This is a genomic window from Microcoleus sp. BR0-C5, assembly GCF_036705045.1.
Classification (GTDB): Bacteria; Cyanobacteriota; Cyanobacteriia; order Cyanobacteriales; family Microcoleaceae; genus Microcoleus.
The window spans coordinates 58,164-70,869 of sequence record NZ_JAUBTR010000021.1 but is presented as its reverse complement, the minus strand read 5'-3'; the positions used below and the strand labels follow the sequence as shown (position 1 = coordinate 70,869).

Sequence of the window (12,706 nt, the reverse complement as noted above, 5' to 3'; positions counted from 1 at the left end):
ATGCTACCGGATTTGATATGGTTGAAAATTACCAAACTGACCACGAATTTCAAAGGTGGTACCCGCCACGTGGTTTATCCGTGGAATCAATCCAACATCGAAAATCGAAAATCCTCAAGAAAGAGCATTTATCTCGCGCAAGTCAATCCAAAATCTAAAATCTAAAATCTAAAATCGAATGACGCACAGTAACGCTTTCGCAATTGCCAATTGCCAATTACAACTTACCAATTCCCTATGAACAATTAGCTTTGAGGGGAATCTCGATCGCCAATTCTGTACCCTGTCCGGGCGAAGAAGTGCATTTCAGCGACCCGTTGTGTCTGTCTGTAACAATTTGATAGCTAATTGACAAGCCCATCCCAGTGCCTTTACCCACAGGTTTAGTGGTAAAAAACGGGTCAAAAAGCCGAGTGCCGACAGTCTCCGGTATTCCCGGCCCGTTGTCAGCAATCCGAATGATTACTTTGCCCGCTGGCGATATTTCAGTGCGGATGCGGATGTTGCTGGGCTGTTCCCGCATTTCCTCAGCAGAACGGCGCTGATCCCGTTCTTCCAAAGCATCCAAAGCATTGCTCAAGATGTTCATAAATACTTGATTTAATTGTCCGGCATAACATTCTACTAAGGGCAGTTGAGCGTATTCTTTAATTACCTCAATTTCTGGATGGTTGTGTTTAGCTTTGAGCCGGTGCTGCAAAATCATCAGGGTGCTATCTATGCCCTCGTGGATGTTGACGGCTTTCATTTCCGCTTCGTCCATGCGGGAAAATGTGCGGAGAGAAGCAACAATTTGTTGAATTCTGTCTGCACCGACTTTCATTGAAGAAAGCAACTTTGGTAAGTCTTCCATCAGAAAGTCGAGTTCAATAGTGTCTACTTCTTCTTGAATTTCTGGGACGGGATCGGGATAGTGGTTTTGGTAAAGTTCGATCAGGTGTAGCAAGTCTTGAGTATAGTCGTTGGCGTGGGTGAGATTGCCGTAAATAAAGTTAACTGGGTTGTTGATTTCGTGGGCGACTCCTGCCACAAGTTGACCGAGACTCGACATTTTTTCATTTTGAATTAACTGCGATTGAGTGCTGGTTAATTTCTGCAAGGTTTGTTCTAATTCGAGAGCTTTATTGCGAGTTTGGGCGTAAAGATCGGCTTGGTTGAGAGCGATCGCCAATTGAACTGTAACCGCTTGCAATAATTCTACTTCGCCCTCACTCCAGGGTCGCACAGCAGCGGAGTGGGCGCAGGTAACAACGCTCACTACTCCCGAAAGTGCCTGCATCGGAATTGCTAAAACAGATTGGTAGCCTAGAGAGTTAAGAGACCTTCTCCAAACAGGGTCTGCGAGCGCTCCGACATCATCGATTTGCAGCGTTTCTAGACGCAACATCTGTTCTCCTATAGTGCCGAAGTCAGAAGCTTTATAGCAACCTATTAAATCGGGAAGTTCTCTTCTGCGAGATTCTTGAATAATTTCCCAAAAAGCTTCTTCTTGTTCGCTGCGGTACCAGGAAAAATAGCACCGATCGATCTGCATGAAAGCCCTAATTTCTTGGACTGCGACAGCAATAATGCTGTCGAAATCGAGGGAATTGCGGATTTGAGTAGTGAGGTTGTTGAGCAATTTTTCTCGATCGGCCTGCTGTCTGAGTCGGGCTTCCGATCGCCTCAAGGCAATTTCTCCCCGCTTGCGATCGGTAATGTCTTCGGTGACAGCTAATAGATATTGCGGTTTGCCATCAGCATCGAGTATTGCTGTTTTCTTGGTATGAAATATCCGCGTTTCTCCTTGGCTCGTTTCAATCTCTTCTTCGGCGATTTCTACAATTTGCCCGCTATTGAGCACTTCCCGGTCTTTGGTGGTGAAAAAATCAGCTTGTTCTGTTGGGAAAAAGTCGTAATCATTTTTGCCGATTACTTCTGCTGCACTGAAACCGAGCAACTCTTCTGCTACTGGGTTCCACAGTACAAACCGCAGTTCTTGGGCATCCTTGGCAACCACTCCTACGGGTATGGTTTTGAGTACGGACTCCATAAACTGTTGGGCGTGTTGGAGTTCTGCTTCTGCCTGTTTGCGATCGCTAATATCTCGGACGTTGGCAATGACGCTGAGATTGCCGTTGAGATGAATTCTGGACAGGGCAACTTCTACATCAAAGGTTGAACCGTCGTTGGGACGCCTCGCTTTCCATTCCACGCGGGGTGTTTCGCCGGCTAATACTCTTTCCCAAATTTCTCCAATTTGTTCAGAGAGATTGTCGCCGCTTGAATAGTCGTTTTTAATTGATAAATTTGTTGCTTGTTCCTGGCTCACTCCGTACATTTCTAACATTCGATTATTGACATCGAGAATGTTGCCTTCTAAATCGTGAATGAAGATAGCATCGTAGACATTGTTAAATATGGTTCGCAGGTTTTGCTCGGAAACTTGCAGCGCTGCTTCTGCCTGTTTGCGATCGCCAATTTCTTGTTCTAATTGCGTGACTGCTTGGGAAAGTTCGGCCGTGCGATCGCTCACTCTGTCTTCCAACTCGACTGCTGCTTGCCGCAGTGCTGCTTCGGCGGCTTTGCGATCGGTAATATCGATCACCGTACCGAACAGTTTTACCACCTTGCCGTTCACATCGGTTTCGGCTCTGCCCACGGCGTTCACGTGTCGCAAGATGCCGTCGGGACGGTAAAGGCGAAAGTCAAAATCAAAAGGGATGCCTGTTGCGAGTCCCTGCTGCACTTGAGTCTGCCACAATTCCAAATCTTCTGGATGAATCAGAGCTACCTGTTCGGCTATGTTGGGCGCGATGGGGGCCGGTTCGAGCCCGAAGATGCGGAAAAGTTCTTCCGACCAAGTGAGGGTTTCGGTGGCTGCGTCGAGTTCCCAATTGCCGACGTGGGCGAGTCTCTGGGCTTCTTTGAGCTGCCGCTGGCTGTGGCGGATGGCGGTTTCGGCAACTTTGCGATCGGTGATGTCGAACAGGACACCGCAAAATACGATTTCGCCGGTTTCGCTGCGAGTGGGCATGGAGTCGCCCTGCCACCAGCGAATCTCACCGTCGGGCTTGACTAAGCGCCCTTCATAGTGCCAGGGAGAGAGATTTTCTATGGCCTCGTTCACCGAAGCCATGTGGCTTTCCAAGTCTTCGGGGTGGATGCGGGAAATGAAGCAGGTAATGTCTCGCATCATTTCTGCTGCTGTGATGCCGGTAATATCTTCGATGCGATCGCTCATGTAGTCAACTCTCCACACTCCGTGGCTGCTGCAAAATTGGAACAGAGCTCCGGGGATGGTGGCCGCGATCGTCCGGAACCTGGCTTCGCTGGCCGTGAGGGCGGCAAAAGTCTGGCGCAGTTCTGCCGTGCGTGCTTCTACTCTGCGTTCTAGTTCTGCGTTGGCGTGTTGTAAGGCTGCTTCTGCTCGCTTGCGATCGGTAATGTCGGTGGCTGTACCGGTGGTGCCGAGGAAGTTTCCGGTTTCGTCGTAGAGGGCGATCGCATTGAACATCAAATGTTTCATGCTGCCGTCTTTGGCGATGTGGGTGGTCTCGTACTGGAAAACTGATTCTCCGGCAAACAGGCGGGCGAAAACTGCTAAATCTTTCTGGCTTTGTTCTAGTGTCACAAAGTCGGAGAACGGCCTACCGAGCATTTCTTCTGGTTCGTAACCGTAGATGTACTTAACTGCTGGGTTGACGAAGGTATAGCGTCCTGAAGCATCTACCGACCAAATCATGTCTTGGGAGGTTTCTACCAAGCTGCGGTATTTGGTTTCGCTGGCTTTGACGGCTTCTTCTGTTTTTTTGCGTTCCGTCATGTCGCGGGAGACGCCGACAGTCATGGCAACTTGGCCATCTTGATTGCGGATGGGTGTTTTGACTGTGCTCCACAGCCGCACTTCTCCGTCGTAGCGTGTCACCGGTTCTTCGGAAATGTACAGAGTCTGTCCGGTTTCAAATACGAAGGCGTCATCTTTGATGTACTGGAGAGTATTGTCGGTATCGGCGAAAGGTGCGTCTACTATGTCTTGAAGTTCCTCTTCAGTCATGCCGTAATAATTGCGGAATGCTTGATTTGCCCAGACGATTTTCGATTGGGGGCCTTTGACTAATACCATATCGCCGATCGAATCGAGAATTTGGTGATATTTTTGCTCGCTGTCGCGGAGTTTCTGCTGTGCCGCTTCGATTTCTGCTAATTGCCTCTGGGTTTGCAAGTGCAGTTCGGCTTGGTGGATGGCAACTGCTAAATGGTCGCCTACTTGTCTGGCAAATTCGATTTCGTCTTCTTGCCACTGGCGGGGTTGACCGCAGGAGTGAATGCACAGCAATCCCCACAGGTGTTGCCCTTGCAGCAGCGGTACGACTAAGTTAGCTCGGATTTGAAATCGCTTGAGGATTTTGAGGTGACAAGGGCTCAACCGGGCTTTGTAAATGTCCGTGACTACTTGAACGTATCCTTTAGCATAGTTGGCGGCAAATTGTTCGCCGAAACAGTAGTCGCGGACTCTTGCTCCCAAAGATGGGCTGTATTGGGGCAGTACGTCTTCAGACACTACTTCGCCCTCATTCCATTCGGATTCGGGAAAGAAGCGGTAGACGGCGACTCGATCGGCATTTAGGAGTTGCCGAACTTCGGTGGCTGTGATTTTGAATATTGTTTCTAAGTCTAGGGATTCACGAATTTTGCTAATCACTCCCATCAGCGCTTGCAGCTTTTTGAACCAGGTTTGAGACTGCGTTTCTCTTTCTAGGTGAGCTAGTTTCTCGCGCAGGTTGCAGACTTCGTAATAGAGGTATTCATGAAACATAATGCTTTTTATTTAGTTATTTTGCGGTTTGGTATCGAGGTTGATGGCATCTCAATAGCGCTCTGCAAGTTGAGCCTGGTAACTCAAAAAGGTAAAGAACATATTTTCCTCCTTCTGCTACCCCTTAGCAGCTACTCACGTTGCATTTCCGTATCTTTTCGAGATTTGGAGGTCAATCGACCATCTTAGCTTCCGTATATTTACTGAAAAAGTAGCATAATTTGCGACTTGATTAATTCTCAATTATTGAGAATAATGATAACAAAACTTACACATAAACCCGGTTTATTAACGTAATTAAGTCAGGGAAGCTCCGAAAGTGGAAACAAGAAACCCGGTTCCATTTCGCGATCGGGAGGAGCGTCTCTGACTAATTTTGACATTTTTTTGGCTCGCCTTCGGTTGCAATTGTCACCTTTTTATTATTACCGCAAACTCGAGCTATGGTTTCCTTGGTTTGGCGATCGAATATCCTGTTGGCTTTGCCTCTATTAAAATTTGTTTAAATTTAGGCGATCGCCTTTTCTAGAGTTTTCATTATTCTCGATTAATCTGCCCTAAATTAGATTTTATACAGCCTTTGGGGTAAGCCAAAATTTTAGATATTTTTCCTTGCATTCTCATTTTTTTATGCGAGTGATTGGATTTTTTAAACGGATTAAAATTCACCGAATCAAAGGTTAGCTTTCGGTCAAACAGTTGAGGTAGTTGCAGGCTATGATTAAATGGACTCAACTCAAGGGCTATTTCCTACCGCAACGGCTCAGGACGCGCGTTGGGGATAGCTTCCGCCCGGATAATTTTTGCCCGATTTTTGCGATTTTTGACAAGTGTAAAAATTTTAGATAATACCAATATTTACGGTATCACATTTTTGACTAAAGTAAAGGTCTTTCAAGCTTGATCAATAGAAATGGCGATCGCGAGGATTAAAGTTTGGGCAAAGTAATGACAAATTCCGTAGAAACTCGCATTTCACTTTCTATCTTTAAAGTGCCAGCGTGTTGGGCAATCCGATCGCGAGTGAGAGATCAGCCAAAACCGACTGTTTCTGCTGTTGGTTTAGTAATGAAGAAAGGATGGCCGATTTTTCCTTTAATTTCTAGAGAAACTCTGATGGTGTTGTCGCGCAGACCAAGTTCAACTGCTTTTGCCAGTTTTGGCGTTTTTAGCAAGTTTTTGAGAGTAAATTTTATATTTATTGATCGGTTCCTTGCTGCCCCTTTTTAGGCTTGTGAAATACAGCATAACAAGCACGATCAATGATATTTATCAAAGCGCGGTTTAAATCAGAGAAGCCTACTTTCGACAGAGCGATCGCACTGTCATACTCAGTATAAATTATTATATAGCAATCCTTGCAGGAGTCGTAAATTTTTGACCCCACCCCAACCCTCCCCTTATCAAGGGGAGGGAGTAAGAAATTCACAAATGATGCGAGGATGGCTATATTGAAGCGGCGAGCGATCGGCTGCTATGATCAACCAACAGCTACAAACTTAAGAAGCCGTTTTCAATATGGCGCTCGCTTCCTCAATATTTTGGGCAACCAATTTGCCCGACTTGATAAAGGCTGCTCTTTCAGTATCGCTGAGTTCAAGTTCCACTATTTGTTCCACTCCCTGATACCCCAAGCGGCAGGGAACTCCTAAAAAGATATCTTGCACGCCGTATTCGCCGTGCAAATAAACGCAGCAAGGCAAGAGTCGCGACTGATTAAATAAAATAGATTCTACCATCAAACTGACAGAAGATGCGGGTGCAAAATAAGCACTACCAGTCTTCATCAATTCTACAATTTCGGCGCCACCGTGGCGAGTCCGCTGTACGAGTCGATCGATCGTCCCAGCATCCATAAGTTGATTGAGGGGAATACCGTTGACAGTAGAATAGCGGGGCAAAGGAACCATCAAATCGCCATGAGAACCGATGACAGTGGCATTGACTTGAGCATTTGAAACGCCCAATTCCATTGCAATAAAAGTTTGAAAGCGGGCGGAGTCGAGAACTCCCCCCATCCCCATGACTCGGTGTTTGGGCAAATCTGCCGCTTCCCAAGCTAAATAAGTCATGATATCTAGGGGATTGGTGATGACGATTAAGATTGCTTCGGGAGAATGCTCGATCGCTTTTTTTGTGGCTTCCGTGACAATTCGAGCATTGATTTTAATTAAATCTTCCCGATTGATACCGGGTTTGCGCGGCACTCCGGCGGCAATTACTATAATATTTGAGTTGGTGGTATCTGTATAATTATTTGTACCGACAATTTGGCGATCGTGGCGTTCCACTCCCCTAGCTTCCATCAAATCCAAAGCAACGCCTTGCGGCCAACCTTCCACAATATCTAGCAATACTACATCTGCCAGATTTTTCTCGGCAATTCGCTGGGCTAACGTACTGCCGACTTTGCCTGCACCAATAATTGATACGCGGTTTGATGGAGAATTCATTTGATTTTAGATTTTAGATTTTAGATTTTAGCAATCAGCTTAATTGGGGAAAGGTGCGCGGTGTGCACCCTTCGCTACATTAAGAACAGTGAGGTTGAGTTGTGGTAAGTTACTTAAAATCTTCGAGTTGGTCTACCCGCAGCCAAATATTCGGGGTGGGTACTTTGCCAAATTTGACGAAGGCATAGTCGCCGCGAACATCCATCACTTCGCCCTTTGTTTCAAATATATAGGAGGAAAAGCGCTGGTCGCTGGCTTTGGCTTCTAGACTGTTTTCCAATTTTTCGCGTACAGCGCGAACTATACTGCCTTTTTTGATTGCCATAACTTGCTTTGTTTAGTTTAAAAAACTATACAAATTTTAATCTAGATTTGGCTGCAAAGTCACTCGGCGATTGAAATCGCTACTAAACAAACGAAGTCCACTCCAAGCGGACTAAGGAATAAAGGAGTGCGATTCGTGGGGTACATCTAAAATCTAAAATCAAAAGCCTAAAATCCATTGATTGCTTTTTAAGTCTGACAAATGGGGCAAAAATGAGTCGATCGCCCTGCTAATTTTATACGTTCGATGGTTGCGGAGCAAGTGCGGCAGGGTTGACCGGCCCTATTGTACACCCAAGCGACGCCGCCGTAGTTGCCGTTCACACCTTGGACGTTGAGAAAATTGCTAAAAGTGGTGCCACCGGATGCGATCGCCTTCTGTAAAACTTGAATAATAGCTGTATGGATGCGCCCAATTTGCTCTGCGGTCAAATCTGCACAGAGAGTTGTGGGCATCACTCCCGACAAAAACAAAGTTTCGTCTGCGTAAATATTGCCCAAACCAGCTATCAGTGCCTGGTCTAGCAAAGCTGTTTTAATGGGTCGCGCCCGCCGGTGCAGCTTGCGGGTCAAATATTCTGTTGTAAATTCGTCGGAAAATGGTTCGGGGCCTAAGAGTTTCAGACCGATGACTGTGCCCGAAACCTCGGTTTCTGCGGGCACATACCACATTTGCCCGAAGGTGCGCTGGTCTACAAACCGCAATTCTTGGTTTCCCTCAAAGAATAGCCGCACTCGCGCGTGTTTTTGCAGGGGTTCGGATTGGTTTACCCACAGCAGTTGTCCCGTCATCCGCAGGTGAACGCCCAACCAGCCGGCTTTTGAAGGAAGGAGGAAGGAAGAAGGGACTGGGAAGGAAGAAGAATCTGGAAGGGCGGGCACGGGGGCACCGCCCCTACATGGTGGGAATTGAGATAGTTCTGCCAGTAGATATTTGCCGCGTCTGTACCAAGATGCGATCGACTTTCCTTTGAGTTTTGTCAAAAAATCGGTCGCAGAGATTGAGCGGGCGATCGTGCTGTTTAACAACACATCCCCGCCCAAAATTTCTCGATCGAGGGTTGCTTGATTCAAACCCCGGCAAATAGTTTCAACTTCTGGCAGTTCTGGCACAATTAGCGTTGTTCTGTTCCTTGATTTGGCGAACCTTCGACGCTGCCGGTCACTTCTGCGCCCGGTTTGCTGTCCGTGGCAGTTTTCGGCTGCTGGGGGGCGCCACCGCTGCCGGTTTTGCGGGTTTTCTCGTCCAGCGTGGTTTGTTTGCCGCCGGATGCTACTGGAGTCCCTGTTTTCGCTTTTGCTTTGGGTGCTGACACTTCCACTAATTCGCTTTGGGCGAAGTTGTTGGTGTTGACGCCTGCATAATTTACGCTGTTAAAGCGAACGATAACTGGGTATTTAATGCCGCTTTGGTCTACCGTAGCAACGGTGCCCACTTCTTGATACCAGAAGGATTCTTTGCGGAGAATCCGAACTGTAGAACCGCGTTGAACCATGAGCTTTGTTTCCTTTGCGATGAATAAACGGATAAAGCCATTTTTTTTACTCTAGTCGATCGCGCGACGCATTTGAAGTCTGCAAGGAAATTTTTACCTGTGGCGTCGTTTTTTGAGCTGCTGTTTGTAAAGAAAAGTAAATACTTTGCTAGGGCGATCGCTGGGGTTGCAAAATAAATAAACAGACATTATCCGTTAAATACAAGCTGTGCGATCGGATCTATAAAAAACTTTACAAATTGTTGTGGGGTGGTGAGTTTGTTACCGGGGTGTGAGGAGGTTGTCGGGGCCGTTAGGTTGTTGCGGCGGCCGCCAGGGGTTTAAAACCCCTGTCTCATAGCTAAAGTCGTCTAAAGACGACTGAATATACAATTCTATTTTTGGGGCGGGCAGATTGTATTTTGGGGCGGGCGAGACGCCCAACCCCTACTCCCCACAAGAAAATTTAGTGATTGTGGAACAGGCATCTTGCCTGTTCTTAAGAATCATTGTGGAACAGGCATCTTGCCTGTTCCTAAGAATCATTGTGGAACAAGCATCTTGCCTGTTCCTAAGAATGGTGAAAGATGTGAGATTAATTAACTTTGTATTTAATTATCTGACCGCGCTAAACTATTGCAAAGTATGGGGAATATTTAAGTTATGTCGTTAGTTGATTTAGCTAATACTAAAGTTAGGGTTCTTGGATGGAGTGCGATCATGGGTGTTGCGCCAATGATTGCTAGCGCGATCGCCAATCCGGCAGTGACAGCAGCATTGGGTGTGATGGCTAATCCCGTCGTTGGGGGCATTTCTATTTTAGCAACGATCGCGGGTGGTATTGCGGGGAATATTGCGGCTAACGACTTGGGAAATCTGATGGCCGAAAAGTTGGCCAAAAATCCGAATATTCTTGACAATCACGATTTGATTAAGGCGGCGGGTGAGGCGATCGGCTATATTCTCAAGGATGTGGGGAAGTCGGACGAGTTAATTGCGATCGCCCTTAGTAAAAATTCGTCTGCCAGGGATTTAGATCGATTAGCCGAAAAAACTCCTGAATATTGGCTGAGCATTAACACAGAAGCGGCTGATTTGTCAAGGGGTTTAAATATTTCCGAAGAGCAACTGACTCTGATTTTTTCGGCGGATGCTGCGGAGTTTGATCGAGTTACGGGATTGACACCGGAAGATTGGGCAAAATTCATCGAGGAATTCGCCCGCAGCGAGGGGAAAACTTTTGATGCGGAAATCGTAGAATTTGTCGCGCAAAGACTCTACGCAACTTTCCCGCAGGCGTACCGGGAAGTGCTGAAACAAGATGCGGCGACGGGAGGACAAAAGTTTGCGGCGATGCTGTTGAATTTGCACCAAGTTGCTTTGGCCCAGCTTAAGGATTTGGGGCTGCAAAATGGGGAGATTCTCGACAAATTGGAGGCGGTGGCTACGCAGCAGCAGATTTGTCAAGTCATGGCGAAGTTGGGCGCGATCGAAATTGAGATCCGCGATGATTTGGCGCAGATTCGGGCATTGCTGCAAAGATATATCGATCCTGCTGCGCCGGGCTTGCCGATTTCTCTCAATTCAGAGACGATTATTCAGGACAGAATTAAAGACTTTACCGGTCGGAAATTTGTGTTTGAAGCAATTAATGAGTTTCTGAGGACAAAGCCGAAGGGCTATTTTGTTTTACAAGCGGAACCGGGTGTTGGGAAAAGCGCGATTCTGGCTGCCTGTGTGGTGATGCTGAAGCGACGCTGCGTTACTCATTTCAACTCGCAACCGGACGGGATTATCAACGCTGAAACTTTTCTAGAAAATGCTTGCATTCAGTTAATTGAAGGTTTTAACCTGAAAGACAAGTATCCTGTAATGCCGGAAAACGCTTTCAAAAACAACAACTTTTTAGGCAGGTTGCTGGGGGAGGTTAGCGCTGAGTCGAGCAGTGGCAAAAAGGTTATTTTTGTGGTGGATGCGCTGGATGAAGTTGATTTGCAGTCGCAAAGTAAAGGCAGCAATGTTCTTTATTTGCCTAATGATTTGCCGGAGAACGTTTATTTTATTGTCTCGAAGCGGCCGGCATTTCTGCCTATGCCACCTAAGCGGACTGTTTTTGATTTGATGCAGTACGGTGCAGAAAGTCTCGAAGATGTCAAGGCTTATCTGGCAAAACGCACGGAGAAAAGCGAGCTGATTCAGCATTGGATTAATGCTCAAGGTTTGCAGCGGGAACAGTTTGTGACGGCGGTAGCCCAAAAAAGCGAAAAGAAATTTATCTATCTCCGCCACGTACTTGATGAGATTGAAAGTGGCACGTACAATGACGTGAATTTGAATGATTTGCCAGCGGGTTTGGAGGAATATTATCAAAAACACTGGTTACAGATGATTGGCAGTGAAGACGATCTGCTGGAATTGAAAGTTAAGATTATCTACGTGCTGTCGAAAGCTCACGAAGCTGTTTCTCGCGGCTGGATTGCTAAATCGGTGCAGGAGACGGATTTTGAAGTACAGCAGGTACTCAAGAAATGGGATTCTTTTTTGCGACAGGAGCAGGTAAAGGGGGAAGTTCGCTACAACATTTATCACAACACCTTTCGCGAGTTTCTGGAAAAAAATGAAACGGTGAAATCTGCTGGGGTGAATGTGGAAGAACTTATCCGCGAAGGTATTAATAACAGGTTGGGAGGAGCGCCGATATGAGCAAATTAGGTGTGTGGTTGGCGCAGCAGAGTGAAAGCGATCGGGAATATTTTTTGAAATATCAACCCAGGGATTTCGTTCAGGGGTTGCAGGATTTTAATCGTTATTGTGCTTGGGTGACGGATTTCGGTTTTATGCAGATGAAACTGGAGGCGTTGGGGGTACAAGCGCTAATTGATGATTACGATTTTGCGAGAAATTCTGATGTGTTGCTGACCCAGGAGCAAAGTCAAACTCTGAGATTGATTCAAGGGGCAATTCGGAAGTCGGCACACGTTTTGGAAAAGGATAAAACGCAACTGGCAGGGCAGTTGTTGGGGAGGTTGCTAGATTGTGAAATGCCTGGGATTCAGGGGATGCTGGCACAAGCAAAGGAGTGGAAAGATGCTCTTTGGTTGCGGCCTTTGAAGGCTAATTTAGAGCGGGCAAATGAAGGTGCGTTGCGGACGCTTGTCGGTCATAGTAGCTCGGTATGTGCAGTGGCGATCGCACCCGACGGAAAAACCGCGATTTCGGCTTCATGGGATAAAACCCTGAAAATCTGGGACACCGAGACAGGCCGGGAACTCAAAACTCTCACGGGTCATAGTGACTCGGTATATGCAGTGGCGATCGCACGCCACGGAAAAACAGCGATTTCGGCATCCAGGGATAAAACCTTGAAAATCTGGGACACCGAGACAGGTTCAGAACTGAAAACTCTCACGGGTCATAGTTACTTTGTAAATGCAGTGGCGATCGCACCGGACGGAAAAACCGCGATTTCGGCATCCGAGGATAAAACCCTGAAAATCTGGGACACCGAGACAGGTTCAGAACTGAAAACTCTCACCGGTCATAGTAACTCGGTACGAGCAGTGGCGATCGCACCGGACGGAAAAACCGCGATTTCGGCATCCGAGGATCAAACCCTGAAAATCTGGGACACCGAGACAGGTTCAGAACTGAAAACT

The 12,706-nt window shown here is 46.9% G+C and carries 7 protein-coding genes and 1 pseudogene; 2 read left to right on the top strand and 6 right to left on the bottom strand.

Translation table 11 applies throughout. The features are described 5' to 3' along the window. Positions 1-235: 235 nt before the first annotated feature. The 6 genes from QUB08_RS12765 to QUB08_RS12740 form a co-directional block, all read right to left on the bottom strand. Complete coding sequence (locus tag QUB08_RS12765; protein ID WP_333225052.1) at positions 236-4,798, bottom strand: PAS domain S-box protein; 4,563 nt, start codon at positions 4,796-4,798, stop codon at positions 236-238. 1,031 nt (positions 4,799-5,829) lie between these two features. Beyond that, a complete protein-coding gene (locus QUB08_RS12760; protein ID WP_333225051.1) occupies positions 5,830-5,973 on the bottom strand; it encodes a hypothetical protein in 144 nt (47 codons plus the stop codon). Between the two features lie 324 nt (positions 5,974-6,297). Beyond that, positions 6,298-7,251, bottom strand: a complete 954-nt coding sequence (mdh, locus tag QUB08_RS12755; protein WP_333225050.1) for a malate dehydrogenase — start codon at positions 7,249-7,251, stop codon at positions 6,298-6,300. A 109-nt stretch (positions 7,252-7,360) separates the two neighbouring features. Then, the gene (locus tag QUB08_RS12750; RefSeq protein ID WP_015178120.1) at positions 7,361-7,576 is read right to left on the bottom strand and encodes an NAD(P)H-quinone oxidoreductase subunit O; all 216 of its coding nucleotides are present in this window, start codon (positions 7,574-7,576) and stop codon (positions 7,361-7,363) included. 188 nt (positions 7,577-7,764) lie between these two features. Beyond that, complete coding sequence (locus QUB08_RS12745) at positions 7,765-8,688, bottom strand: DNA-formamidopyrimidine glycosylase (RefSeq protein WP_333225049.1); 924 nt, start codon at positions 8,686-8,688, stop codon at positions 7,765-7,767. A gap of 2 nt (positions 8,689-8,690) precedes the next feature. After that, positions 8,691-9,071, bottom strand: a complete 381-nt coding sequence (locus QUB08_RS12740) for a photosystem I reaction center subunit IV (RefSeq protein ID WP_333225048.1) — start codon at positions 9,069-9,071, stop codon at positions 8,691-8,693. A gap of 642 nt (positions 9,072-9,713) precedes the next feature. Between QUB08_RS12740 and QUB08_RS12735 the strand changes: the two genes are divergently transcribed. Together QUB08_RS12735 and QUB08_RS12730 are read left to right on the top strand one after the other, a co-directional pair. Beyond that, positions 9,714-11,753 (top strand): ATP-binding protein, encoded by a 2,040-nt coding sequence (locus tag QUB08_RS12735; protein ID WP_333225047.1) that lies wholly within the window; start codon positions 9,714-9,716, stop codon positions 11,751-11,753. Continuing rightward, positions 11,750-12,706 (top strand): annotated as a pseudogene (locus tag QUB08_RS12730) (WD40 repeat domain-containing protein); the annotation flags it as partial. The gene QUB08_RS12735 and the pseudogene QUB08_RS12730, both read left to right, overlap by 4 nt.